At 53.5% G+C, this 24,109-nt stretch carries 25 protein-coding genes; 17 read left to right on the plus strand and 8 right to left on the minus strand.

All coding sequences use genetic code 11. The features are described 5' to 3' along the window. Positions 1 to 294 precede the first annotated feature (294 nt). Positions 295 to 1,572 (plus strand): lipid IV(A) 3-deoxy-D-manno-octulosonic acid transferase, encoded by a 1,278-nt coding sequence (gene waaA / locus ACIPDS_RS14670; protein ID WP_400737159.1) that lies wholly within the window; start codon positions 295 to 297, stop codon positions 1,570 to 1,572. Between the two features lie 8 nt (positions 1,573 to 1,580). Next, complete coding sequence (gene coaD, locus ACIPDS_RS14675) at positions 1,581 to 2,060, plus strand: pantetheine-phosphate adenylyltransferase (RefSeq protein ID WP_166515266.1); 480 nt, start codon at positions 1,581 to 1,583, stop codon at positions 2,058 to 2,060. A 50-nt stretch (positions 2,061 to 2,110) separates the two neighbouring features. Here coaD and mutM read toward each other — a convergent pair whose 3' ends face one another. From mutM to radC, 4 genes are all read right to left on the minus strand, one after another. Next, positions 2,111 to 2,920 carry a bifunctional DNA-formamidopyrimidine glycosylase/DNA-(apurinic or apyrimidinic site) lyase gene (mutM, locus tag ACIPDS_RS14680; RefSeq protein ID WP_166515265.1) on the minus strand — a complete coding sequence of 270 codons (810 nt, stop codon included), beginning with the start codon at positions 2,918 to 2,920 and terminating at the stop codon, positions 2,111 to 2,113. A gap of 98 nt (positions 2,921 to 3,018) precedes the next feature. Beyond that, positions 3,019 to 3,186, minus strand: coding sequence for a 50S ribosomal protein L33 (gene rpmG / locus ACIPDS_RS14685; RefSeq protein WP_003024094.1), 168 nt, complete (start codon positions 3,184 to 3,186; stop codon positions 3,019 to 3,021). Positions 3,187 to 3,208: 22 nt separating this feature from the next. Continuing rightward, on the minus strand, positions 3,209 to 3,445 hold the full coding sequence (gene rpmB / locus ACIPDS_RS14690) for a 50S ribosomal protein L28 (RefSeq protein WP_062775871.1): 237 nt from the start codon (positions 3,443 to 3,445) through the stop codon (positions 3,209 to 3,211). A gap of 265 nt (positions 3,446 to 3,710) precedes the next feature. Further along, the gene (gene radC / locus ACIPDS_RS14695; protein ID WP_166515264.1) at positions 3,711 to 4,376 is read right to left on the minus strand and encodes a DNA repair protein RadC; all 666 of its coding nucleotides are present in this window, start codon (positions 4,374 to 4,376) and stop codon (positions 3,711 to 3,713) included. A 166-nt stretch (positions 4,377 to 4,542) separates the two neighbouring features. On the opposite strand from radC, the gene coaBC reads away from it, so the two are divergent. From coaBC to slmA, 3 genes are all read left to right on the plus strand, one after another. Then, complete coding sequence (coaBC, locus tag ACIPDS_RS14700; RefSeq protein ID WP_400737623.1) at positions 4,543 to 5,763, plus strand: bifunctional phosphopantothenoylcysteine decarboxylase/phosphopantothenate--cysteine ligase CoaBC; 1,221 nt, start codon at positions 4,543 to 4,545, stop codon at positions 5,761 to 5,763. Further along, positions 5,741 to 6,199 carry a dUTP diphosphatase gene (gene dut, locus ACIPDS_RS14705; RefSeq protein WP_035895829.1) on the plus strand — a complete coding sequence of 153 codons (459 nt, stop codon included), beginning with the start codon at positions 5,741 to 5,743 and terminating at the stop codon, positions 6,197 to 6,199. Before coaBC ends, dut begins: the two co-directional genes overlap by 23 nt. 153 nt (positions 6,200 to 6,352) lie before the next feature. Then, a complete protein-coding gene (gene slmA / locus ACIPDS_RS14710; RefSeq protein ID WP_166515263.1) occupies positions 6,353 to 6,949 on the plus strand; it encodes a nucleoid occlusion factor SlmA in 597 nt (198 codons plus the stop codon). Between the two features lie 36 nt (positions 6,950 to 6,985). Here slmA and pyrE read toward each other — a convergent pair whose 3' ends face one another. Together pyrE and rph are read right to left on the minus strand one after the other, a co-directional pair. After that, positions 6,986 to 7,627, minus strand: coding sequence for an orotate phosphoribosyltransferase (gene pyrE, locus ACIPDS_RS14715; protein ID WP_234501743.1), 642 nt, complete (start codon positions 7,625 to 7,627; stop codon positions 6,986 to 6,988). A 63-nt stretch (positions 7,628 to 7,690) separates the two neighbouring features. Further along, positions 7,691 to 8,407 carry a ribonuclease PH gene (rph, locus tag ACIPDS_RS14720; RefSeq protein ID WP_061281027.1) on the minus strand — a complete coding sequence of 239 codons (717 nt, stop codon included), beginning with the start codon at positions 8,405 to 8,407 and terminating at the stop codon, positions 7,691 to 7,693. A gap of 125 nt (positions 8,408 to 8,532) precedes the next feature. Between rph and ACIPDS_RS14725 the strand changes: the two genes are divergently transcribed. From ACIPDS_RS14725 to ACIPDS_RS14735, 3 genes are all read left to right on the plus strand, one after another. Next, positions 8,533 to 9,396: a YicC/YloC family endoribonuclease gene (locus tag ACIPDS_RS14725; protein WP_166515261.1), complete on the plus strand. Its 864-nt coding sequence runs from the start codon at positions 8,533 to 8,535 to the stop codon at positions 9,394 to 9,396. A gap of 294 nt (positions 9,397 to 9,690) precedes the next feature. Next, on the plus strand, positions 9,691 to 11,421 hold the full coding sequence (locus ACIPDS_RS14730; protein WP_400737173.1) for a phosphoethanolamine transferase CptA: 1,731 nt from the start codon (positions 9,691 to 9,693) through the stop codon (positions 11,419 to 11,421). 233 nt (positions 11,422 to 11,654) lie between these two features. Further along, positions 11,655 to 12,272 carry a trimeric intracellular cation channel family protein gene (locus tag ACIPDS_RS14735; RefSeq protein ID WP_166515259.1) on the plus strand — a complete coding sequence of 206 codons (618 nt, stop codon included), beginning with the start codon at positions 11,655 to 11,657 and terminating at the stop codon, positions 12,270 to 12,272. Here ACIPDS_RS14735 and ligB read toward each other — a convergent pair. Beyond that, a complete protein-coding gene (gene ligB / locus ACIPDS_RS14740; RefSeq protein WP_400737626.1) occupies positions 12,269 to 13,945 on the minus strand; it encodes an NAD-dependent DNA ligase LigB in 1,677 nt (558 codons plus the stop codon). The genes ACIPDS_RS14735 and ligB overlap by 4 nt on opposite strands. A gap of 256 nt (positions 13,946 to 14,201) precedes the next feature. Here ligB and gmk point away from each other — a divergent pair, with 256 nt between their 5' ends. The 7 genes from gmk to fpr all read left to right on the plus strand — a co-directional run bounded on the left by gmk (position 14,202) and on the right by fpr (position 22,087). Continuing rightward, complete coding sequence (gene gmk / locus ACIPDS_RS14745) at positions 14,202 to 14,825, plus strand: guanylate kinase (protein ID WP_166515258.1); 624 nt, start codon at positions 14,202 to 14,204, stop codon at positions 14,823 to 14,825. A 53-nt stretch (positions 14,826 to 14,878) separates the two neighbouring features. Then, on the plus strand, positions 14,879 to 15,154 hold the full coding sequence (rpoZ, locus tag ACIPDS_RS14750) for a DNA-directed RNA polymerase subunit omega (protein ID WP_002442542.1): 276 nt from the start codon (positions 14,879 to 14,881) through the stop codon (positions 15,152 to 15,154). A 17-nt stretch (positions 15,155 to 15,171) separates the two neighbouring features. After that, positions 15,172 to 17,286, plus strand: coding sequence for a bifunctional GTP diphosphokinase/guanosine-3',5'-bis pyrophosphate 3'-pyrophosphohydrolase (gene spoT / locus ACIPDS_RS14755; protein WP_400737179.1), 2,115 nt, complete (start codon positions 15,172 to 15,174; stop codon positions 17,284 to 17,286). A gap of 103 nt (positions 17,287 to 17,389) precedes the next feature. Continuing rightward, on the plus strand, positions 17,390 to 18,079 hold the full coding sequence (gene trmH, locus ACIPDS_RS14760; protein WP_400737182.1) for a tRNA (guanosine(18)-2'-O)-methyltransferase TrmH: 690 nt from the start codon (positions 17,390 to 17,392) through the stop codon (positions 18,077 to 18,079). A 6-nt stretch (positions 18,080 to 18,085) separates the two neighbouring features. Continuing rightward, a complete protein-coding gene (recG, locus tag ACIPDS_RS14765) occupies positions 18,086 to 20,167 on the plus strand; it encodes an ATP-dependent DNA helicase RecG (protein WP_400737185.1) in 2,082 nt (693 codons plus the stop codon). Between the two features lie 67 nt (positions 20,168 to 20,234). After that, the gene (gene glpX, locus ACIPDS_RS14770; protein ID WP_166515254.1) at positions 20,235 to 21,245 is read left to right on the plus strand and encodes a class II fructose-bisphosphatase; all 1,011 of its coding nucleotides are present in this window, start codon (positions 20,235 to 20,237) and stop codon (positions 21,243 to 21,245) included. Between the two features lie 95 nt (positions 21,246 to 21,340). Then, positions 21,341 to 22,087: a ferredoxin--NADP(+) reductase gene (gene fpr / locus ACIPDS_RS14775; RefSeq protein ID WP_400737189.1), complete on the plus strand. Its 747-nt coding sequence runs from the start codon at positions 21,341 to 21,343 to the stop codon at positions 22,085 to 22,087. Here the strand turns inward: fpr and ACIPDS_RS14780 are convergent. Continuing rightward, entirely contained in the window at positions 22,078 to 22,509 is a 432-nt protein-coding gene (locus ACIPDS_RS14780) for a DUF805 domain-containing protein (RefSeq protein WP_400737192.1), read from the minus strand. The two genes, fpr and ACIPDS_RS14780, sit on opposite strands and share 10 nt — an antisense overlap. A 111-nt stretch (positions 22,510 to 22,620) precedes the next feature. Here ACIPDS_RS14780 and ACIPDS_RS14785 point away from each other — a divergent pair, with 111 nt between their 5' ends. Then, a complete protein-coding gene (locus ACIPDS_RS14785) occupies positions 22,621 to 23,217 on the plus strand; it encodes a DUF1454 family protein (protein WP_166515251.1) in 597 nt (198 codons plus the stop codon). 108 nt (positions 23,218 to 23,325) lie between these two features. Continuing rightward, complete coding sequence (gene tpiA, locus ACIPDS_RS14790) at positions 23,326 to 24,093, plus strand: triose-phosphate isomerase (protein ID WP_166515250.1); 768 nt, start codon at positions 23,326 to 23,328, stop codon at positions 24,091 to 24,093. Positions 24,094 to 24,109 lie beyond the last annotated feature (16 nt).

The raw sequence follows: 24,109 nt of genomic DNA on the forward strand, positions 1-24,109 counted from the left end.
GTGTATCACTTCTTTTGTCGCAATCCGAACGGGAAGGATTTTGTGCCAGAAAAGCGCTTAACCCTTATATATCATGACAATAACCATATAATTATAGTCAGTCTCACCGGCTTACGTCCGCGAAATATGCACGGAGGTCATGGGCGCCAGACCGCGTAAAAAGTGGGCGCAACGACATTAACCGTCCCTCGCGGCCTTACCGTGGTTAATTTAGACCAAAAACAGCAAAAGTAATGGTAAAGCCTCAGGTAAATACATAGAATCCTCAGCACATTCATAACTCAGCTATTTATTATGCTTGAATTGCTTTACACCGCCCTTCTCTACCTTATTCAGCCACTGATCTGGATACGGCTTTGGGTGCGCGGACGTAAAGCGCCAGCCTATCGTAAACGCTGGGGTGAACGTTACGGTTTCTATCGTCAGCCGCTTAAACCCGGCGGGATTATGCTGCACTCGGTTTCCGTTGGTGAAACGCTGGCGGCTATCCCGTTAGTTCGCGCGCTGCGTCATCGCTATCCTGACCTGCCGATTACTGTGACCACCATGACGCCAACAGGTTCTGAGCGCGTCCAGTCGGCCTTTGGTAAAGATGTGCAGCACGTCTACCTGCCTTATGATTTACCCGATGCTTTAAATCGCTTCCTCGATAAAATTGACCCGAAGCTTGTGTTGATTATGGAGACGGAGCTGTGGCCCAACCTGATTGCCGCCCTGCATCGTCGTCATATACCGCTCGTGATTGCTAACGCGCGTCTTTCTGAACGTTCCGCGGCCGGCTACGCTAAACTTGGATCGTTTGTACGCACGCTCTTGCAGCGTATTACGCTGATTGCGGCGCAGAATGAAGAAGACGGCCAACGCTTTGTGGCTCTGGGCGCTAAAAATAGCCAGGTCACCATCACGGGCAGCCTGAAATTCGATATCTCAGTGACCCCGCAGCTGGCAGCGAAGGCGATCACGCTGCGCCGCCAATGGGCGCCCCATCGTCCGGTATGGATTGCCACCAGCACCCATGATGGTGAAGAAAGCATTATTATTGCCGCCCATAAAGCGCTGTTGCTGCAATATCCTGATTTATTACTGATTTTAGTGCCTCGTCACCCGGAACGCTTCCCGGATGCCATCAATCTCACGCGTCAGGCAGGTCTTAGCTATACCACACGTTCGTCAGGTGAAGTGCCTTCTGCCACAACGCAGGTAGTTATTGGCGACACGATGGGTGAACTGATGCTGCTGTACGGCATTGCCGATCTGGCCTTTGTTGGCGGTTCACTGGTTGAGCGCGGCGGTCATAACCCGCTGGAAGCCGCGGCACACGCGATTCCTGTACTGATGGGGCCGCACACCTTTAACTTTAAAGATATCTGCGCACGTCTGGAACAGGCGAGCGGGCTGATTACGGTTACTGATGCCGCGAGCCTCGAAAAAGAGGTCGCTTCCCTGATAGCCGATGCGGATTATCGCAGTTTCTACGGTCGCCACGCCGTTGAGGTTCTGTACCAGAACCAGGGTGCGTTGCAGCGTTTATTGCAGCTCCTGGAACCGTATCTGCCGCCGAAAACGCATTGAGGACAATTATGCAAAAACGGGCAATCTATCCAGGCACCTTCGATCCTATCACTAACGGTCACCTTGATATCGTGACCCGCGCCACCTGCATGTTCGACCATGTTATCCTCGCCATCGCAGCCAGCCCTAGCAAAAAACCCATGTTCGATTTGAGCGAACGCGTGGCGTTAGCACAGCAGGCAACGGCGCATCTTAGCAACGTGGAAGTGATGGGCTTTAGCGATCTGATGGCGAATTTTGCCCGTACTCAGCAAGCCAATATCCTGATTCGTGGTCTACGTGCCGTGGCTGACTTCGAGTATGAAATGCAGCTAGCGCATATGAATCGCCATCTGATGCCGGAGCTGGAGAGCGTTTTCCTGATGCCGTCTAAAGAGTGGTCGTTTATTTCATCGTCATTGGTAAAAGAAGTGGCGCGCCACAACGGCGATGTAACTCATTTCCTGCCTCAGAACGTGCATCAGGCGCTGATGGAAAAGCTGGCGTAAGATTGAGGCTTTCCCGGCGGCGCTGCGCCTGGCCGGGCTACTCGATAGGTCTACTTCTGACACTGGCGACAATAGAACGTCGCCCGCTGCGCATGTTTGCTGGCGGTAATTGGCGTTCCGCAAAGACGACACGCTTCACCTTTACGCCCATAAACCTGCAGTTCCTGCGCGAAGTATCCTGGCTTCCCGTCGCTTTGCAGGAAGTCCTTGAGCGTCGTACCACCCTGCTCTATTGAACGTTTCAACACCGCTTTGATCGCGTCGACCAGGCGTTCGCACTCGTCTTTTGATAACGATGACGCCAGCCGATCTGGATGGATCCGCGCCGCGAACAGCGATTCGCTCGCATAGATATTGCCAACACCCACCACAAGCTTGTTATCCATCAGCCAGGGTTTTATCGCCGTCTTCTTCTTCGCGCACTTTGCCAGCAGATATTCAGCGTTAAAGGCTTCGCTCAGCGGCTCAGGGCCGAGGTGAGCAAGGACAGGGTGCCCTTCCAGCGATACCGTCCATAGCCACGCCCCAAAGCGACGTGGGTCGGTGTAGCGCAGGACTTTACCATTGCTCATCACCAGGTCGACGTGGTCGTGTTTTTCCGCTGGGAGTTCTTCCGACAAGATACGCAGACTGCCCGACATCCCCAGATGGATGATTATCCAGCCGTCAGCAAGTTCAAGCAGCAGGTATTTAGCGCGTCGCTGGACGCTCAGGACAGGTTTATCACTGAGACGATAGATTTCATCGGAGACAGGCCAGCGTAGGCGACCGTTGCGAATCACCGCATACTGGATGGTCGCACCGACCAGATGGGGCTCAATTCCCCGGCGGCTGGTTTCAACTTCAGGTAATTCAGGCATAGCGTCTCCGGCAAAAATTCAGATGTCTTTATTATGGGGACGCGCAGAAAACAAAAAACCCCGCCGAGGCGAGGTTTTTTGCTACATCAAAACTAAAATTATTTGATTTTAGCTTCTTTGTAGAGAACGTGCTGACGGACAACTGGATCGAACTTTTTCAGTTCCAGTTTTTCCGGCTTAGTACGTTTGTTCTTCGTGGTGGTATAGAAGTGACCAGTACCAGCAGAAGAAACCAGCTTGATTTTCTCACGAATACCTTTAGCCATGATTTATTTCCTCTTTAAGTACTTAGTACTTTTCGCCACGGGCACGCATTTCAGCTAAAACTGAATCGATGCCTTTCTTATCAATAACACGCATACCTTTAGCAGATACACGCAGGGTGACAAAACGCTTCTCGCTCTCAACCCAGAAACGGTGAGAGTGCAGGTTCGGCAGGAAACGGCGTTTAGTCGCGTTCAGTGCGTGGGAACGGTTGTTACCGGTCACCGGACGCTTGCCAGTAACTTGGCAGACTCGGGACATGTCTATTCTCCAAAAATCAAATTAGCTCGAGCTTCGTATGGGGTATCGGCGCCTCGTCAGGCTTTACAGCCCAGTCGTCGCAGTTCTACACATCAATCTCTCAGGCCGCTAAGCGACTTGAATGATTCAGTGTCTAAGTGAACTCTCGACTGCCAGGCCCAAATGCCAAACCCGAGATTCTCAAAGGTGGCGTAGTATACGCTGCGCCAGCGATATGCTCAAGTCCCGAACAGACAAAGATCCCGATGGATCGCGTAAAAGACTGCTAAATCCAGCCTCGTTCGGCAAAAGAAACATACTCACCACGACTTATAACCAGGTGATCAAGCACGCGTACATCCATGAATTGGCAACACTTTACCACCCTCTCAGTAATAAGTCTGTCTGATTTACTGGGTTCAGCATTTCCTGAGGGATGATTATGCGCAAGGATCACCGCCGCCGCGTTGACTTTGATGGCTTCTCGTACAATTTCACGGGGATGCACCTCAACATGGCTTAACGTCCCGGAAAAAAGACGGCTGTGTTTGAGTACCTTGTGTTGATTATCGAGGAAGATAACCAAAAAGATTTCACGCTCTTCATCGGCCAGCTGGCTTTGTAAAAACTCCCGCGTCATTTCAGGACTCAGCAAAGGGTCTTCTGCCAGCATCCGCAGGCTAAAGTAGCGACGGGCCAGTTCAGCCACTCCCTTGAGCTGGGCGTACTTAGCAAGCCCGATACCCTCCACTTTCCTCATCTCTTTTTCTGAGGCCGACAGCAGGCCGTAGAGTGAGCCAAAATGGCGCAGCAAATCATGTGAGTAACTCATCACGCTTTTTTCGCGCGTTCCCGTACGCAAAAAAAGTGCGAGCAATTCAATATCGGAGAGCGATTCGATACCAAACTGTTGCATCTTTTCACGCGGCATCATCGCCTCTGAATTCTCCATTGCAGCCTCCTACCTTTCACTTGCTCCATGCTGTCACAGCCTTGTCCGCGCTGCACGATGCAGTTATCACTCTTGCGTAGCGCCTCGCAAAGTGCCGCGCACGACCTCGCAAGGATTGTGATAAAATGCGCGGATTCTGGTGTCATTCAAACAGGAAAGAATCATGATGAGCCTGGCCGGTAAGAAAATTGTTCTTGGCGTCAGCGGCGGTATCGCGGCTTACAAAACGCCGGAACTGGTGCGTCGACTGCGTGAACGCGGCGCAGATGTCCGCGTCGCGATGACCGACGCGGCAAAAGCCTTTATTACCCCACTAAGTCTTCAGGCTGTTTCCGGTTATCCGGTCTCTGATAGCCTGCTTGATACCGCAGCAGAGGCCGCAATGGGCCACATTGAGCTGGGAAAATGGGCTGACCTCGTCATCCTCGCACCCGCCACAGCGGATCTTATCGCGCGTATTAGCGCGGGCATGGCAAATGATTTGGTCTCGACCATCTGTCTTGCCACGCCATCGCCCGTGGCCGTCGTTCCAGCGATGAACCAGCAGATGTACCGTGCCGCAGCGACCCAGCACAATCTTGAGGTGCTGGCATCACGTAATCTGCTTATCTGGGGCCCTGACAGCGGTAGCCAGGCCTGCGGCGACGTAGGTCCTGGACGGATGCTCGATCCGCTGACGATTATCGACATGGCTGCGGCGCATTTCTCGCCCGTCAAAGATCTGCAACATCTGAACATCATGATTACCGCAGGCCCAACCCGTGAGCCGCTGGATCCGGTTCGCTACATCTCAAACCATAGCTCCGGGAAAATGGGTTTTGCGATTGCGGAAGCTGCCGCTCGTCGTGGTGCGAACGTCACGTTAGTCAGCGGCCCGGTTTCATTATCAACGCCGGCCTTTGTGCAGCGTATTGACGTTACCACTGCCGTCGAGATGAATGCCGCCGTTCAGGCAACGGTCGAGAAGCAGCAGATTTTCATTGGCTGCGCCGCCGTTGCGGATTATCGCGCAGCCGTTATTGCCGAAGAAAAAATTAAGAAGCAAGACACCCAGGGCGATGAATTCACGATAAAAATGGTGAAAAACCCAGACATCGTGGCGGGCGTTGCTGCTCTGAAAAATCATCGTCCCTATGTCGTAGGATTTGCCGCCGAAACGAATAATGTGGAAGAATACGCGCAGCAAAAGCGTAGCCGTAAAAACCTTGATTTGATTTGTGCTAATGATGTGTCGCAATCAAATCAAGGGTTTAACAGCGATAACAATGCATTACATCTTTTCTGGCAGGACGGCGAGAAGCGTTTACCGCTCGCCAGTAAGTCACTCCTGGGCCAACTATTATTGGACGAGATCGTTACCCGTTATGATGAAAAAAATCGACGTTAAAATTCTGGACTCGCGTATTGGCCAGCAGTTCCCGCTGCCGACCTATGCTACCGCAGGCTCTGCTGGCCTTGACCTACGCGCATGTCTTGATGACGCCGTAGAACTGGCTCCAGGTGAAACCACCTTGTTGCCAACCGGTCTGGCGATTCACATTGCTGATCCATCGCTGGCCGCCGTCATGCTTCCGCGTTCGGGCCTGGGCCATAAGCACGGCATCGTGCTGGGCAACCTGGTTGGGCTTATCGATTCCGATTACCAAGGACAGCTGATGGTTTCCATCTGGAACCGCGGGCAAACGACCTTCACCATTGAGCCGGGCGAACGCGTAGCGCAAATGGTGTTTGTTCCAGTCGTACAGGCCGAATTCAATCTGGTCGAATCGTTTGAAGCCACCGATCGTGGCGAAGGTGGCTTCGGTCACTCCGGGCGTCAGTAACCCGCCCTAAGGCGCGTCACCTCAAGCGTGGCGCGCCGGTTTTTTACGCATCTCACGGCGTCATAAATGCAAAAAGAACACAACAAAGCGATGTTGTGGTCACCGTGCGGGTGCTCGCCTGACAAGTGTGTATTTTCAGGGGTATTTTAGAACATGGCAGAAAAGCAAACTGCGAAAAGGAATCGTCGCGAGGAAATACTTCAATCCCTGGCGTTGATGCTGGAATCCAGCGACGGCAGTCAACGTATTACGACCGCGAAACTGGCCGCTTCTGTGGGCGTTTCCGAAGCAGCACTGTACCGGCATTTTCCGAGCAAGACCCGCATGTTCGATAGCCTTATTGAGTTTATCGAAGATAGCCTGATTACCCGTATCAACCTGATTCTGAAGGACGAAAAGGACACCACTGCGCGCTTGCGCCTGATAGTGTTATTGATCCTGGGCTTTGGGGAACGCAATCCCGGCCTGACGCGAATCCTGACCGGCCACGCGCTTATGTTTGAACAGGACCGCCTACAGGGGCGTATTAACCAGCTTTTTGAGCGTATTGAAGCCCAGCTGCGACAGGTTCTGCGCGAGCGGAAAATGCGTGAAGGGGAAGGTTACGAAACGGATGAAACGATACTGGCAAGCCAGCTATTAGCCTTCTGCGAAGGGATGCTGTCACGGTTTGTTCGCAGTGAGTTTAAATACAGCCCGACGGATAATTTTGATGCCCGCTGGCCGCTGATTCTTGCCCAGCTACAGTAATCAGATAAAAATCCCGGTTTGCACCGGGATTTATTTTTAAACGCCGTACGCTTCGCGGTAAGCGCGCACCGAGGCCAGATGCTCCGCCATCTCAGGTTTTTCTTCCAGATAGGCAATCAGGTCTTTAAGCGTAATGATTGAAATCACCTCGCAGCCGTAATCACGCTCCACTTCCTGGATTGCAGAAATCTCGCCACGTCCGCGCTCCTGGCGGTCAAGCGAGATCAGCACACCCGCCAGTTTCGCACCGTTAGCCTGAATGATTTCCATTGATTCACGAATCGCAGTACCGGCGGTGATGACATCATCCACCAGCATCACGCGACCGGTCAGCGCGCTGCCCACCAGATTGCCACCTTCGCCGTGGTCTTTCGCTTCTTTACGGTTAAAGCAGTAGGGATAATCGCGGTCATGATGCTCTGCAAGCGCTACCGCCGTGGTGGTCGCAATAGGGATGCCTTTGTATGCGGGGCCAAACAGCAGATCGAAATCAATACCGGAATCCACCAGCGCTTCGGCATAAAAACGGCCTAACAGAGCCAGATCGCGCCCGGTATTAAACAGCCCGGCGTTGAAGAAATAGGGGCTTTTGCGCCCGGATTTCAGCGTAAATTCGCCAAACTTAAGTACCTGCTTGTTAAGCGCAAACTCAATAAACTGGCGCTGATACGGTTTCATGGATTCGCTCCTCATCTCACTTTATTACGGACAAAAAAAAGGGCGACAACGTCGCCCTAAAAATCAATTTTCTAACGCCGCCTTCTGCGTCGTCACAATAGATTCGATTCCCCCTCGGGCCAACGCCAGCAGGGTGAGTAACTCTTCATGGGTGAACGGTTCGCCTTCAGCCGTGCCCTGAACTTCAATGATGCGACCATCTTCGGTCATCACCACGTTCATATCCGTTTCTGCCGCTGAATCTTCCACATATTCCAGGTCGCACAGCGCTTCGCCGTTCACGATACCCACGGAAACCGCGGCCACCATGCCTTTCATTGGGTTGGTTTTCAGCTTGCCCGCGGCGACCAGTTTGCCCAGCGCATCGGCCAGCGCCACGCAGGCACCGGTAATAGACGCAGTACGGGTACCGCCATCGGCCTGGATAACATCGCAGTCCAGCGTGATGGTAAATTCACCCAACGCTTTCAGGTCAACCGCAGCGCGCAGCGCCCGCGCAATCAGACGCTGGATTTCCATGGTACGACCGCCCTGCTTACCCTTTGCCGCTTCGCGCGCGTTACGCGTGTGGGTTGCTCGTGGCAGCATGCCGTATTCGGCGGTAATCCAGCCCTGGCCCTGACCTTTCAGGAAGCGCGGCACGCCTTCATCGATAGAAGCGGTGCACAATACTTTGGTGTCACCAAATTCGACCAGCACGGAGCCTTCAGCGTGTTTTGTGTAATTACGGGTCAGGGTGACGGGACGCACCTGGTTGGCACTACGACCTGTTGGACGCATGATTAAATCTCCGGCTTGAAACGAATGTGGCTGCGCATTATACGGACTAAAGACGCTTATTCCTATCCTGATAAGTTCATGGAGGCTATAATCCCCCCATCTCTCCTTTAAAAACAGGAACGTCTATGATCCGCAGCATGACCGCCTATGCCCGCCGTGAAATTAAGGGCACTTGGGGCAGCGCCGCCTGGGAACTGCGCTCGGTTAACCAACGTTATCTCGAAACCTATTTTCGTCTGCCGGAACAATTCCGCAGCCTCGAACCGGTGGTTCGTGAGCGCCTGCGTACCCGTCTGACCCGTGGGAAAGTAGAATGTACTTTGCGCTTTGAGCAAGATGCCAGCGCGCAGGGAGAGCTTATCCTCAACGAGAATCTGGCGAAGCAGCTGGTCAATGCGGCGAACTGGGTCAAAATGCAGAGCGACGAGGGTGAAATTAACCCGGTCGATATTCTGCGCTGGCCGGGCGTGATGGCCGCTCAGGAACAAGATCTCGACGCCATTGCCGCCGAGATTCTGGCCGCACTGGACGGTACGCTGGACGATTTCATCGTCGCCCGCGAAACAGAAGGTCAGGCTCTTAAAACGCTGATTGAACAGCGCCTTGAAGGCGTCAGCGGTGAAGTGACCAAAGTCCGCGCCCATATGCCTGAAATTTTGCAGTGGCAGCGTGAGCGTCTGGTCGCCAAGCTGGAAGATGCGGAAGTACAGCTGGAAAATAATCGTCTGGAGCAGGAACTGGTTCTGATGGCGCAGCGTATCGACGTTGCCGAAGAGCTGGATCGTCTGGAAGCGCACGTTAAAGAAACCTATAACATCCTGAAGAAGAAAGAGGCCGTTGGCCGTCGTCTCGACTTTATGATGCAGGAATTTAACCGCGAATCGAACACCCTGGCTTCTAAGTCAATCAACGCCGATGTCACTAAATCCGCTATCGAGCTGAAAGTGCTGATTGAGCAAATGCGCGAACAAATTCAGAATATTGAATAAATTCAGCTAATTATAGCCAAGACATTCATGCCCGTGATAATGCGGGCATTTTTAATTCAGGTAGTTTCTTTTTCCTCACTATCATTGCATTATTATCCCGCTCTTCACGAAGGGCGATTATGGAAAAAAATGTGATGTCCCAGAGCGTTATTCCTTTTTGGATCAGACCATACTTATTACCCCTTTGGGTAATATGCCTGGTTATTTTCGCCCTCTGCTATCACTCTAATTATTTCTTAAGAATTGGTAGCTACACTGGCCGCCTTATGCCTTAACCTAAAATAAGCTAAACGTATGCGATTCACTGACACTCAGAACACTCCAGCCTTTAGCTGGAAAGCCCTTGGTTGGGCCATATTGTATTTCTGCTTTTTTTCCACAGCATTACAGCTTGTTATCTATGCCACTGGTTACAGCGGTTCCAACGGACTAAGAGACTCCATTCTCTTTAGCCTATTATGGCTGGTTCCCATATTCCTGTTCCCCAAGCAGACCCGAGTTATCGGAGCAATTATTGGGGTTGTCCTCTGGGCAACATCACTTGCGGCCATTAGTTATTTCCTTATTTATGGTCAGGAATTTTCCCAAAGCGTTTTATTTGTGATGTTTGAAACCAACACGAATGAAGCAGGTGAATTCTTAAGTCAATATTTCAGCCTGAAGATCGTGTTAGTCGCCCTGGTCTACACTGCGATAGCCATTTTACTCTGGACGCGCTTACGCCCGGTATACATCCCAAAACCATGGCGCTGGCTGGTTGCCACTGCACTGCTCTACGGACTGGTTGTGCATCCGTTTGCCCGAGGCGTGGTTATCGGTAAACCAGCAGGCGATGTTTTAGACGGCCTCTCAACGCGTGTTGCTCCTGCTGCTCCGTGGCAGTTTGTCACCGGCTATTATCAATATCATCGCCAGTTAGATAGCCTGACAAAACTCCTGAATGACAACCACGCTCTCCCGCCGCTGGCGAATCTCAAAGACAGCAGCGGAAACGCGCCACGGACGCTGGTGCTGGTCATCGGTGAGTCGACGCCACGCGGTCGCATGAGTCTCTACGGCTACCCGCGCGAAACAACGCCAGAACTCGATACCCTGCATAAAACCGATCCGAACTTCACCGTTTTCAATGACGTCGTGACTTCGCGTCCCTATACCATTGAGATCCTGCAACAGGCCCTGACGTTCGCCAACGAACAGAATCCCAATTTGTATCTCACCAAACCTTCGCTGATGAATCTGATGAAGCAGGCGGGCTACAAAACTTTCTGGATTACCAATCAGCAGACGATGACCAAACGCAATACCATGCTGACGGTATTCTCCCGACAAACCGATCAGCAGTTCTATATGAATCAGCAGCGTACCCAAAGCGCACGCGAATATGATTCTAATGTTCTGGCACCGTTTAAGCAGGTTCTGGCCGACCCGGCAGAGAAGAAATTTATTATTGTGCATCTGCTGGGTACACATATTAATTACGAGTACCGTTACCCTGAAAACTGGAACAAATTCTCCGGTAAAACCGATACGATGCCAGCCGGTTTAAGCCAGGAAGAGCAGGATACTTATAATAATTTCGACAACGCGAACCTCTATAACGACCACATCGTGGCAAGCATAATCAAAGACTTTAAGGCAACGGATCCTAACGGTTTCCTGCTGTACTTCTCCGATCATGGTGAAGAAGTCTACGACACGCCGCCGCATCACACGCAGGGGCGTAATGAAGAAGCCCCTACGCGCCATATGTACACCATTCCGTTCCTGCTGTGGACTTCGGAAAAATGGCATGAAGCGCATCCGCGTGACTTCTCCCAGGACGTAGACCGCAAATACAGCAGTTCTGAGCTTATCCATACCTGGTCCGATTTAGCAGGGTTAAGCTACGAGGGCTATAACCCAAATCGGGCGCTGACCAGCCCTCAGTTTGTGGAAACCACCCGCTGGATTGGTAACCCTGAGAAGAAGAATGCGCTGACCGATTACGATAAGCTGCCGTATGGCGAGCTGACCGGAAATCAGTAACAGGCTCTAAGGCCGCTTCATCAAGAAGCGGCCTTGCTGAGACGTGCAACGATCATCATTAAAATTATCTAATCTCAAATTTCATTCTCGGATTAACGCAACCCCGCTATAGCTAACCCTACCCATATCAATCGGATTATTTAATCTAATCTAAATGCTCTTGCCTTAGAAAATCTCAATCGTGATAAAGCGCACAAATCGCTACCCTCCAGCCATTCATTCCGGGAGCGAATATGTTACTGCACATCCTTTATCTTATCGGCATCACCGCCGAAGCCATGACCGGCGCCTTAGCGGCCGGACGTCGTCGTATGGATACCTTTGGCGTGATTATCATCGCCACAGCCACCGCGCTTGGCGGTGGCTCTGTACGCGATATGTTGCTGGGTCACTATCCCTTAGGTTGGGTGCAGCACCCGCAATACATCATTATCGTGGTGATTGCCGCGGTACTGACCACCATTGTTTCTCCCGTCATGCCACATCTGCGCCGTCTGTTTTTAGTGCTTGATGCCATCGGACTTATCGTCTTTTCAATTATCGGCGCACAGATTGCGCTGGATATGGGCGAAGGCCCGGTCATCGCCATTATCGCCGCCGTAGTAACCGGTGTCTTTGGCGGAATTTTGCGCGATATGTTCTGCAAACGAATCCCGCTGGTGTTTCAAAAAGAGCTTTACGCCGGGATCTCCTTTGCCGCCGCCGTGCTGTACGTTGCCTTACAGCACTATGTCAGCAACCACGACGTGGTGGTTATCTCCACGCTGCTGTTCGGTTTTACCGCACGGATGCTGGCGCTAAGGTTGAAGCTGGGCCTTCCGGTGTTCCACTACCGCCACGAAACGCACTAATCAAAACCGTTCACCCCCAACGCCCGGAGCTGGTCGGCCAGCTGGTTTACCGTTGGGTGGTGAATAAACGTCACCAGGCTGCGTGCTTTTTCTGACCCAACGCCGGGTAAGGTTTGCCACTGCGGTTCCTCTCGCGCCTGTAACTGCTGCCAGTTGTTATCCCTAAGCGCTTTTAAGGCGTCTGCGGGCAATGGTAAACCGAGGGCTTTCAACCATAGTCGGAAAGGCTGTCGACGCGTCATATCAAAGCGGTGCCAGAGCTGCTGAGCCCGCGTTTTAGAGACTCCCGGAACGTCTTCCAGTTGCGCCTGTGTTAGCGCAAGCCAGGAAAAAATATGCTCGAAGGGCTGAGCCCTAATCAACGCATTCCATCCGGCCTCACCTAATCCTTCAATATTGAATACCTGGGCTGAACCCAACCAATTCAGACGCGCCATAAATTGTTCATGGCACTCGGGCGTTCGATTAAAGCAGGTGAGTGAATGATAACGAGGCGCTGGCGGCATCGGCTTGCTGCGATCTAGCCCACGCCAGACCACGCTATCCAATCGGGGAATCCCTTGCCCGGCCAAACTGACCAACAGCTGATCGCCTTTGGTGATATCCAGATTCTCCCAACGTTGTACTGAGCCAATACTGACCCGTTGTACCTGCTTATCATCAAGCTTAATGGGGACAAGGTCTGCCACAACCGCAATCTTACCGGTGCGCCCAATGGTAAAAAGGATACCACTGACCTCAGCCACCTGTGACACGGGCTGATATTTCCATGCTGCGACCCAGGAGCCCTGAGCGGGCAACCAATGTGTGCCCGCGGACTCCTTTGCTGAACGGATAATCACGCCATCCGTCGCAAAAGGCAGCGGTGAAGTAAACCAACGCTCGCGCCAGTCTGCCACCTCCTGAATTCGCGACACGGGGTGGGAGTAATGTGATACGAGCTCAAAACCTGATGCTGCCAGCACCGCCAGGCGCTCGCGCATGTTGTTTGGCCCATCCGGCCATGCCCAGATAAACAGCGACAAAGATGATAAAGGCTGATTTTGCCCCTGACGCATAAGCATACCGGCAACTTTCGAGCGCGCATTCATACCACCCATCTTCTGCTGTACATGCGCGTCCGCACGCAGAAAAACCTCCCCTTGCAGCACGCTATTCGCCAGTACACCCTCAACTTTCTGCGGTAACGATGGGATATGGCGAGCTTTCTCCGTCCAGTCCTCCCCAATTAACCCATTGCCCCGGCTAATCATCTGCTGTAAACGCCCGTGGCGGTAAACCAGCGTAACGGCAACACCGTCAACTTTCGGCTGAACCCACAGATCGCTTTTCCCTTGCATCCACCGCTCAACCGAGCGCGCATCCGCCAACTTTCGAACGCCGGTGTGGGCGACGGGATGATTCACCGCGCCCTGCAACGGCGGTAGGCTTGAGGCTTCTGCCGCTGTCACGCCAAAACAGTGCTGCCAAAACGCCAGCCGGGCTGAAAGTTGGTCGTAGACGCCATCATTCACCTCACTTGCCCCTTCATGCCAGTATGCTTCGTTCCACTTGGCGATTTGCCCCTGTAACTGCGCAATTTCTTGCCCGGCTCGCGCAGGTGACCATTCCGGGCAGGCCGCATGGACATGCGTGACTAAAAATATGGCGAAACCGGCTACCCATCGTCTCATCATTATCCCCCTCAAATGCGAATAACCGTTTGTAACGCAACCCTTTAGGTGGGGCGAGGGACAAGAACTCGTTTTCCGAGCAGGCTTCCGGGATAAAGAATTTGTTGCAGCAACACGCAGAGATTTCAGGAAAACTGCTCGCAAATTAAAATAAACTGGCGCAAAAAGTGTGACAAAGGCTACGTCGCGTAGCGGTGCCGTGTATAATAGGCTCGTATGTAAGTTCTCTTTCGATAATCACATACAAAAGACACTCATGGCTCAAGGCACGCTCTATATTGTTTCCGCCCCTAGTGGCGCGGGTAAATCCAGCCTGATTCAGGCTTTATTGAAAACCCAACCGTTGTATGACTCCCAGGTATCTGTTTCGCATACCACGCGCGCGCCGCGTCCGGGTGAAGTGCACGGCGAACATTATTTCTTTGTGAATCACGACGAATTCCGCACGATGATTGGCGAAGAGGCATTTCTTGAGCACGCTGAAGTCTTTGGTAACTATTACGGCACCTCACGCAAAGCCATTGAGCAGGTACTGGCTACCGGCGTTGATGTCTTCCTCGATATCGACTGGCAGGGCGCACAGCAAATCCGTAAGAGTATGCCGGGCGCGCGCAGTATCTTTATTTTGCCGCCGTCCAGAATTGAACTTGACCGTCGCCTGCGTGGCCGCGGTCAGGACAGCGAAGAGGTGATCGCAAAACGTATGGCTCAGGCAGTTGCAGAAATGAGCCATTACGCGGAATATGATTACCTTATCGTGAATGATGATTTTGATACCGCCCTGGGCGATCTGAAAACGATCATCCGCGCTGAACGTTTGCGCATGAGCCGCCAAAAGCAGCGACATGACGCTTTAATCAGCAAATTATTGGCAGACTGAACCCACTTTCAGTATCATGCCCAGTCATTTCTTCACCTGTGGAGCATTAAAGTATGGCACGCGTAACTGTTCAGGACGCTGTAGAGAAAATTGGTAACCGTTTTGACCTGGTTCTGGTCGCCGCGCGTCGCGCTCGTCAGATGCAGACAGGCGGTAAAGATCCATTGGTACCGGAAGAAAACGATAAAACCACCGTTATCGCACTGCGCGAAATCGAAGAAGGTCTGATCAACAATCAGATCCTCGACGTACGTGAGCGCCAGGAACAGCAAGAGCAGGAAGCCGCTGAATTACAAGCCGTTACCGCTATTGCTGAAGGTCGTCGTTAATAATAAGCGGGTCGCCCTTGTATCTGTTTGAGAGCCTGAATCAGCTGATTCAAAATTACCTGCCGGAAGACCAGATTAAGCGTCTGCGGCAGGCCTATCTCGTTGCACGTGATGCTCACGAGGGGCAAGCACGTTCAAGCGGTGAACCCTATATCACGCACCCGGTTGCGGTAGCCTGCATTCTGGCCGAGATGAAACTCGACTATGAAACGTTGATGGCCGCCCTGCTGCATGACGTGATTGAAGATACCCCTGCCACCTACCAGGACATGGAGCAGCTCTTTGGCAAAAGCGTTGCCGAGCTGGTAGAGGGGGTGTCGAAACTTGATAAACTCAAGTTCCGCGATAAGAAAGAGGCGCAGGCCGAAAACTTTCGCAAAATGATTATGGCGATGGTGCAGGATATCCGCGTCATCCTCATCAAGCTTGCCGACCGCACCCACAATATGCGCACGCTGGGCTCATTACGCCCGGACAAACGTCGCCGCATCGCCCGTGAAACGCTCGAAATTTACAGCCCGCTGGCCCACCGTTTAGGTATCCATCACATCAAAACTGAGCTTGAAGAGCTGGGTTTTGAAGCGCTGTACCCTAACCGCTATCGCGTGATTAAAGAAGTGGTGAAAGCCGCGCGCGGTAACCGTAAGGAGATGATTCAGAAGATCCTTTCTGAAATCGAAGGGCGTTTGCAGGAGGCGGGAATTCCGTGTCACGTCAGCGGTCGTGAAAAGCATTTATACTCGATCTACTGCAAAATGGTGCTTAAAGAGCAGCGTTTTCACTCGATCATGGATATTTACGCTTTCCGCGTAATCGTCCACGACCTCGACACCTGCTACCGCGTTCTGGGGCAGATGCATAGCCTGTATAAACCCCGTCCGGGTCGCGTTAAAGACTATATCGCGATTCCTAAGGCGAACGGATATCAATCGCTGCATACCTCAATGATTGGGCCGCACGGCGTCCCGGTCGAAGTCCAGATTCGTACCGAAGATATGGATCAGATGGCAGAGATGGGTGTCGCAGCACACTGGGCCTACAAAGAACACGGCGGCGAAAGCAGTACAACCGCGCAGATCCGCGCCCAGCGCTGGATGCAAAGCCTGCTGGAATTACAGCAGAGCGCCGGTAGCTCGTTTGAATTTATTGAAAGCGTCAAATCCGATCTCTTCCCGGATGAGATTTACGTTTTCACCCCGGAAGGCCGCATTGTCGAACTGCCCGCAGGCGCTACGCCGGTGGACTTCGCCTACGCCGTGCATACCGATATCGGTCATGCCTGCGTTGGCGCACGCGTCGACCGTCAGCCTTATCCGCTGTCGCAGCCGCTTTCCAGCGGTCAGACGGTAGAAATCATTACCGCGCCAGGCGCTCGCCCGAATGCCGCATGGCTCAATTTTGTCGTCAGCTCAAAAGCGCGCGCCAAAATCCGCCAGATGCTGAAAAACCTTAAGCGCGACGACTCGGTTAGTCTGGGCCGCCGTCTGCTCAATCATGCGCTGGGGGGGAGCCGTAAACTGGCTGAGATTTCCCCTGAGCACATTCAGCGCGAGCTGGAACGCATGCGTCTTGCGACTCTGGATGACCTGCTGGCCGAAATCGGCCTCGGCAACGCCATGAGCGTTGTGGTCGCCAAAAACCTTCAGCAGGGCGAAGCCACACCGCTGGCGCCAGGTGCTACAGGTCTTACCCATCTGCCAATTAAAGGCGCAGACGGCGTACTGATCACCTTTGCAAAATGCTGTCGTCCAATACCGGGGGATCCCATCATTGCCCACGTCAGCCCGGGTAAAGGGCTGGTCATCCACCATGAATCCTGCCGCAACATTCGCGGTTATCAGAAAGAACCTGAGAAATTCATGGCGGTCGAGTGGGATAAAGAGACGGCGCAGGAATTTATCACCGAAATTAAGGTCGATATGTTCAACCATCAGGGCGCACTGGCGAACCTGACGGCAGCGATCAACACCGCGACATCCAATATTCAAAGCCTGAATACGGAAGAAAAAGATGGTCGCGTTTATAGCGCCTTTATCCGCCTGACCGCACGCGACCGTGTGCATCTGGCGAACATCATGCGCAAAATCCGCGTGATGCCGGACGTTATTAAAGTCACCCGTAACCGTAATTAGTGCTGACTCACAATCATTCAAATTGCATCATAAGACGCTAGCACTTGCCCCAAGGGGCAAGTGAGCGCAGCCAACGCTGAGTCAGCTCGAAGGATGAAGTGTAATGAATTTACAGCGTTATGCGCGTATTCGTGAAATGCTCGCCAGGCGTCAACCCGATCTGACCGTCTGTATGGAGCAGGTTCACAAACCTCATAATGTCTCGGCAATTGTGCGCACCGCCGACGCCGTGGGCGTTCATGAAGTTCACGCCGTCTGGCCAAGCAGCCGTATGCGCACCATGGCTTCATCAGCAGCGGGCAGTAACAGTTGGGTGCAGGTGAAAACCCACCCCAATGTTGGTGACGCCGTCAGCCATCTTAAGGGCCGGGGTATGCAAATACTGGCGACTCATCTCTCTGATAAAGCCGTTGATTTCCGCGAAATAGACTATACCCGTCCAACCTGTATTTTAATGGGTCAGGAAAAAACGGGGATCACTCAGGAAGCGTTAGACCTCGCGGATCAAGACATCATCATCCCGATGATTGGCATGGTACAGTCACTAAATGTCTCCGTTGCGTCTGCCCTCATCTTGTATGAAGCGCAGCGCCAGCGGCAAAATGCGGGTATGTATGAGCGTGACAACAGCATGCTGCCCGACGACGAACAACAGCGTCTGCTCTTTGAGGGCGGCTATCCGGTGTTGGCGAACGTAGCCAAACGCAAGAACCTGCCCTACCCTCGCATCAACGAGCAGGGTGAAATAGAAGCCGACACCTCATGGTGGGCGACCATGCAGGCCAAGGGGTAACAAACCATGCAAAGCCGTCTGCTGGATGCCGTACCGCTCAACACACTGACCGGCGTCGGTGCCGCGCAAAGCAATCGGCTGGCAAAAATTGGTCTGCATACTGTCCAGGACCTGCTTTTGCACCTGCCGCTGCGCTATGAAGATCGCACCCAACTCTATCCTATCGGTGAACTGCTTCCCGGTATTTATGCCACCGTTGAAGGCGAAGTCCTGAACAGCACGATTACCTTCGGTGGTCGTCGGATGCTGACCTGCCAGATAAGCGACGGTTCCGGCATTCTGACCATGCGCTTTTTCAACTTCAACGCCGCCATGAAAAACAGCCTCGCCACCGGGCGACGCGTGCTGGCCTACGGCGAAGCGAAGCGCGGCAAGTTCGGCGCGGAGATGATCCACCCGGAGTATCGGGTACAGGGCGATCTCAGCACCCCGGATTTGCAGGAGACCTTAACCCCGGTCTACCCCACTACCGAAGGCATCAAGCAAGCAACGCTGCGTAAATTAACCGATCAGGCGCTGGATCTATTAGATACCTGCGCCATCAGCGAACTGCTGCCCCCCGAGCTGGCACAGGGCATGATGAGCCTGCCGGAAGCGCTGCGCACGCTGCATCGCCCACCGCCGTCACTCCAGCTTGCCGATTTAGAAACCGGTAAGCATCCGGCACAGCAGCGCCTGATTCTTGAAGAGTTACTGGCGCACAACCTGAGCATGCTGGCACTGCGCGCAGGCGCCCAGCGCTTCCATGCTCAACCGCTTGGCGGCGATGATACGCTGAAAGAAAAGCTGCTGGCAGCACTCCCGTTTAAACCGACGGGTTCCCAGGCGCGAGTGACCGCTGAAATTGAACACGATATGGCGCTGGATGTGCCAATGATGCGTCTGGTACAAGGCGATGTCGGTTCGGGCAAAACGCTGGTTGCCGCACTGGCGGCGCTCCGCGCTATTGCGCATGGCAGACAGGTGGCGCTAATGGCTCCCACCGAACTGCTCGCTGAACAGCATGCCAACAACTTCCGCAGCTGGTTTGAACCGCTGGGGATTGAAGTCGGCTGGCTGGCAGGTAAGCAGAAAGGCAAAGCACGCCTGGCACAACAGGACGCCATTGCCAGCGGTCAGGTGCAGATGATTGTCGGCACGCATGCGATATTCCAGGAACAGGTGCAGTTCAACGGTCTGGCGCTGGTGATTATCGATGAACAACACCGCTTTGGCGTCCACCAGCGTCTGGCGCTATGGGAAAAAGGTCAGCAGCAGGGTTTCCATCCGCATCAGTTGATCATGACCGCAACGCCGATCCCTCGCACCCTGGCAATGACCGCCTATGCCGACCTCGATACGTCGGTTATCGACGAATTACCGCCGGGCAGAACGCCCGTCACAACCGTCGCCATTGCCGATACTCGTCGCCCGGAAATCATCGACCGCGTGCGCCATGCCTGTACCACCGAAGGGCGTCAGGCTTATTGGGTTTGTACGCTCATTGAAGAGTCTGACCTGCTGGAAGCTCAGGCGGCGGAAGCCACCTGGGAAGAACTGAAACTGGCGCTGCCGGAGCTCAATGTCGGTCTGGTGCACGGGCGTATGAAGTCCGCGGAGAAACAGGCGGTGATGCAGGCCTTTAAGCAGGGTGAACTGCATCTGCTGATTGCCACCACGGTCATTGAAGTCGGCGTCGACGTCCCCAATTCCAGCCTGATGATTATTGAAAACCCTGAGCGTCTGGGGCTGGCACAGCTTCACCAGCTCAGAGGCCGCGTAGGCCGTGGCGCGGTAGCTTCCCACTGCGTACTGCTCTACAAGTCGCCGCTCTCCAAAACCGCACAGATGCGCCTACAGGTACTGCGGGACAGTAACGACGGTTTCGTCATTGCGCAAAAGGATCTCGAAATCCGTGGCCCCGGTGAACTGCTGGGAACCCGCCAGACCGGCAGCGCCGAATTTAAGGTCGCCGACCTGTTACGCGATCAGGCAATGATCCCCGAAGTTCAGCGTCTGGCACGCCATATTCACGAACGTTATCCGCAACAAGCCAACGCATTGATTGAGCGTTGGATGCCGGAAACCGAACGCTATTCCAATGCGTAGCGACACCCGCAGCCCGTAATGGGCTGTGCTAAACTTCGCACAATTTTACTTCCTGGACGAGTTTGTAATGAGAAGAGAACTGGCTATCGAATTTTCGCGCGTCACCGAAGCGGCGGCGCTGGCAGGCTATAAATGGCTAGGTCGTGGTGATAAAAACACCGCCGATGGCGCAGCCGTCAACGCTATGCGCATTATGCTTAATAAGGTCAACATTGACGGCACCATCGTCATTGGTGAAGGCGAAATTGATGAAGCGCCAATGCTCTACATCGGCGAATCTGTCGGTACCGGTCAGGGGGATGCGGTGGATATCGCCGTCGACCCGATTGAAGGCACCCGCATGACCGCCATGGGCCAGGCGAACGCGCTGGCGGTATTGGCCGTGGGCGACAAAGGCTGCTTCCTCAACGCCCCGGATATGTATATGGAAAAGCTAATTGTCGGCCCAGGGGCTAAAGGCGCTATCGATCTCAACAAACCGCTGGAAGAGAACCTGCGCAACATCGCCCGCGCGCTGGACAAGCCGCTTAGCGAGTTAACGGTCACCATTCTCGCCAAACCGCGTCACGACGGCGTGATTGCCTCTCTGCAAAAACTGGGCGTGCGCGTATTTGCCATTCCCGACGGCGACGTTGCGGCGTCTATTCTGAGCTGCATGCCGGATAGCGAAGTTGACGTGATGTACGGTATTGGTGGTGCCCCGGAAGGCGTGATTTCCGCCGCCGTTATCCGCGCTCTGGACGGCGATATGCACGGTCGTTTGCTGGCTCGTCACGATGTTAAAGGCGATAGCGAAGAGAACCGTCGCATCGGTGAAAGCGAGCTGGCTCGCTGTAAAGAGATGGGCATAGAAGCTGGCGTGGTGCTGACGCTCGACGATATGGCGCGTAGCGATAACGTCATTTTCTCCGCCACCGGTATCACCAAAGGCGACCTGCTGGATGGCATCACCCGCAAGGGCAATATTGCCACCACCGAAACGCTGCTGATCCGCGGTAAATCACGCACCATTCGTCGTATTCAGTCTATTCATTATCTGGATCGCAAAGACACTGAAATTCAGCGTCACATTCTGTAATTCATTTGATCAATCGAGCTTTCCAGCCTTTTCGGGCTGGAAATCTTCTTCCGTCGCGGTGAAGATAAGATAACGCGAATGAGAGGAGATACGCCATGGCAGACTGGGTAACAGGAAAAGTTGTAAAAGTACAAAACTGGACCGATGCTCTGTTTAGCCTCACCGTCCACGCACCGGTTCATCCGTTCACCGCTGGCCAATTTGCCAAGCTAGGTCTGGATATTGATGGTGAACGCGTGCAACGCGCCTACTCTTACGTTAACGCACCGAGCAACCCCGACCTTGAGTTCTATCTGGTAACCGTCCCTGAGGGCAAGCTCAGCCCACGTCTGGCAGCGCTAAAGCCGGGCGATGAGGTGCAAATCGTCAGCGAAGCCGCCGGCTTCTTTGTGCTCGATGAAGTCCCTGATTGCGAAACGCTGTGGATGGTGGCGACCGGTACGGCGATTGGCCCGTATCTGTCGATTCTGGAAGAAGGCAAAGATCTCGATCGCTTTAAGAATCTGGTGTTGGTTCATGCTGCCCGTTACGCCGCAGATTTAAGCTATCTGCCGCAAATGCAGGCATTGGCAGAACGATATGGTGAAAAGCTGCGGATCCATACGGTCGTCAGCCGTGAAAGCGTCCCTGGGATGTTAACCGGTCGCATACCGGCGCTGATTGAAAGCGGTGCGCTGGAAGCGGCAATCGGTCTACCGATTAGCGCTCAAACCAGCCACATCATGCTATGCGGTAATCCGCAGATGGTTCGCGATACCCAGCAGTTACTAAAAGAGACCCGACAGATGACCAAACACTTACGCCGTCGGCCGGGCCATATGACCGCCGAACACTACTGGTGATCGGCGCGGTACTTCACGGACTCGGTGTCTTTACCGTATTTATTTTCCCCCTGGGTGCCGACAAACGCGCCCAGGTCGATAAGCATCATCACGATAATCAGCGTTGGGATAAAACGTCCTACGCCCCACTGCCAGACGCCCGGCAGCATCGACCAGTTTCCTGCCAGCAGCATCCACGCCAGCACCATCAGTAAAGCCCAAAGCCCTGATTTACCGCGATCGTGTAGACGCTTAATGGTGACGGAAGCCGTCGGCCATAACAGGCACACCAGCATAAATGCCGCCGTTTGCAAATCAATGAGACCGCCGCCCGCGAGGCTAAACAGCGCAACCATCGTGACCGCCCAGATGCCTATCCAAATCCAGAAATCACGGCGTCCAATACGTCCTTTGATGGAAAATAACCATTGCTGTAGAGTCATGTACCTTTCCCAATTCTTGTCATGGCTGTAGTTTACCCTGGAGCGGGCACATTTTGACAAGCGCGTCGGTTCCCGTTTTAATCGTCATCTGCAAAGAGGAGAACGATTGGCATGAATAAATGGATAACGCTGTGTCTGGTCGGGCTTTTCACGCTCTTTACCGGTCAGTCTGCGCTGTCGGCGGAAACGTCCACAGCCGTTGCCCCGTATCTGTTGCCAGGCGCACCGGCATTTGATCTCTCAATCAGCCAGTTCCGCGAGAAATTTAATGCCGACAATCCCACTCTACCGTTGGGCGAGTTCCGCTCAATCACCTCCAGCCGCGATCAGCTGAATATCACCCGCGCCGCCAGCAAGATTAACGAAAATCTGTACGCCTCAACGGCGCTTGAGCGCGGCACGCTGAAAATCAAATCCATCCAGATAACCTGGCTACCGATTCAGGGGCCTGAGATGAAAGCGGCGAAGAATAAAGCGCAGGAGTATATGAGCGCCTTAATGCGCGCAGTCCTGCCGACGCTGACCAAACCGCAAAGCCTGCAAAAATTGCAGAAGCTGCTGGCCCAGGGCAAAGGTAAACACTACTTCACCAGTACCGAGGGTGCCGTTCGCTATGTTGTCGCCGATAATGGCGAAAAAGGACTGACCTTCGCCGTTGAACCGATTAAGCTGGCGCTATCTGAAAATCTTGAAGGGGAGAATAAATGATAAAAAGCAAAGCCTTCATCCCTTTCAATCTCTATACTGATTCACAGACCATGCTGCCCTGATGGGTGGCCATATTCCTTAATTCGCTTACAAGCGTGGAGAATCGAAATGCGACATCCTTTAGTGATGGGTAACTGGAAACTGAACGGCAGCCGCCACATGGTACACGAACTGGTTGCTAACCTGCGCACCGAGCTGGCTGGTGTTTCTGGCTGTGGCGTAGCTATCGCTCCGCCTGAAATGTACATCGATATGGCTAAACACGCCGCTGCGGGCAGCCACATCCACCTGGGCGCGCAGAACGTTGACCTGAACCTGTCCGGCGCATTCACCGGCGAGACTTCAGCTGAAATGCTCAAAGATGTTGGCGCAACCTACATCATCATCGGCCACTCAGAGCGCCGTACTTACCACAAAGAATCCGACGAGCTGATCGCGAAGAAATTTGCCGTGCTGAAAGAGCAGGGTCTGATCCCTGTACTGTGCATCGGTGAAACCGAAGCTGAAAACGAAGCGGGCAAAACTGAAGAAGTTTGCGCACGTCAGATCGACGCGGTGCTGAAAACTCAGGGCGCAGCGGCATTCGAAGGCGTGGTTATCGCTTACGAACCAGTATGGGCTATCGGTACTGGCAAATCAGCGACCCCAGCGCAGGCACAGGCTGTTCACAAATTCATCCGTGACCACATTGCTAAAGCTGACGCGAAAATCGCTGAACAGGTCATCATCCAGTACGGCGGTTCCGTAAACGCAAGCAACGCAGCAGAGCTGTTCACCCAGCCTGACATCGACGGCGCGCTGGTTGGCGGCGCATCCCTGAAAGCTGACGCTTTCGCGGTGATCGTTAAAGCAGCAGAAGCGGCGAAAAACGCGTAAGACATCATGCGGCCTT

The sequence above is a fragment of the Kluyvera sp. NPDC087067 genome, from assembly GCF_044745165.1.
Classification (GTDB): Bacteria; Pseudomonadota; Gammaproteobacteria; order Enterobacterales; family Enterobacteriaceae; genus Kluyvera.

Coding starts and splice junctions, on each gene's coding strand:
- rph (WP_061281027.1), bottom strand. CDS start 8,407: ATGCGTCCAACAGGTCGTAGTGCCAACCAGGTGCGTCCCGTCACCCTG.
- ACIPDS_RS14735 (WP_166515259.1), top strand. CDS start 11,655: ATGTTACTGCACATCCTTTATCTTATCGGCATCACCGCCGAAGCCATG.
- rpmG (WP_003024094.1), bottom strand. CDS start 3,186: ATGGCTAAAGGTATTCGTGAGAAAATCAAGCTGGTTTCTTCTGCTGGT.
- tpiA (WP_166515250.1), top strand. CDS start 23,326: ATGCGACATCCTTTAGTGATGGGTAACTGGAAACTGAACGGCAGCCGC.
- mutM (WP_166515265.1), bottom strand. CDS start 2,920: ATGCCTGAATTACCTGAAGTTGAAACCAGCCGCCGGGGAATTGAGCCC.
- rpmB (WP_062775871.1), bottom strand. CDS start 3,445: ATGTCCCGAGTCTGCCAAGTTACTGGCAAGCGTCCGGTGACCGGTAAC.
- ACIPDS_RS14725 (WP_166515261.1), top strand. CDS start 8,533: ATGATCCGCAGCATGACCGCCTATGCCCGCCGTGAAATTAAGGGCACT.
- fpr (WP_400737189.1), top strand. CDS start 21,341: ATGGCAGACTGGGTAACAGGAAAAGTTGTAAAAGTACAAAACTGGACC.
- trmH (WP_400737182.1), top strand. CDS start 17,390: ATGAATTTACAGCGTTATGCGCGTATTCGTGAAATGCTCGCCAGGCGT.
- radC (WP_166515264.1), bottom strand. CDS start 4,376: ATGGAGAATTCAGAGGCGATGATGCCGCGTGAAAAGATGCAACAGTTT.
- recG (WP_400737185.1), top strand. CDS start 18,086: ATGCAAAGCCGTCTGCTGGATGCCGTACCGCTCAACACACTGACCGGC.
- ACIPDS_RS14730 (WP_400737173.1), top strand. CDS start 9,691: ATGCGATTCACTGACACTCAGAACACTCCAGCCTTTAGCTGGAAAGCC.
- coaD (WP_166515266.1), top strand. CDS start 1,581: ATGCAAAAACGGGCAATCTATCCAGGCACCTTCGATCCTATCACTAAC.
- ACIPDS_RS14785 (WP_166515251.1), top strand. CDS start 22,621: ATGAATAAATGGATAACGCTGTGTCTGGTCGGGCTTTTCACGCTCTTT.
- ligB (WP_400737626.1), bottom strand. CDS start 13,945: ATGAGACGATGGGTAGCCGGTTTCGCCATATTTTTAGTCACGCATGTC.
- glpX (WP_166515254.1), top strand. CDS start 20,235: ATGAGAAGAGAACTGGCTATCGAATTTTCGCGCGTCACCGAAGCGGCG.
- coaBC (WP_400737623.1), top strand. CDS start 4,543: ATGAGCCTGGCCGGTAAGAAAATTGTTCTTGGCGTCAGCGGCGGTATC.
- ACIPDS_RS14780 (WP_400737192.1), bottom strand. CDS start 22,509: ATGACTCTACAGCAATGGTTATTTTCCATCAAAGGACGTATTGGACGC.
- slmA (WP_166515263.1), top strand. CDS start 6,353: ATGGCAGAAAAGCAAACTGCGAAAAGGAATCGTCGCGAGGAAATACTT.
- dut (WP_035895829.1), top strand. CDS start 5,741: ATGATGAAAAAAATCGACGTTAAAATTCTGGACTCGCGTATTGGCCAG.
- waaA (WP_400737159.1), top strand. CDS start 295: ATGCTTGAATTGCTTTACACCGCCCTTCTCTACCTTATTCAGCCACTG.
- rpoZ (WP_002442542.1), top strand. CDS start 14,879: ATGGCACGCGTAACTGTTCAGGACGCTGTAGAGAAAATTGGTAACCGT.
- pyrE (WP_234501743.1), bottom strand. CDS start 7,627: ATGAAACCGTATCAGCGCCAGTTTATTGAGTTTGCGCTTAACAAGCAG.
- gmk (WP_166515258.1), top strand. CDS start 14,202: ATGGCTCAAGGCACGCTCTATATTGTTTCCGCCCCTAGTGGCGCGGGT.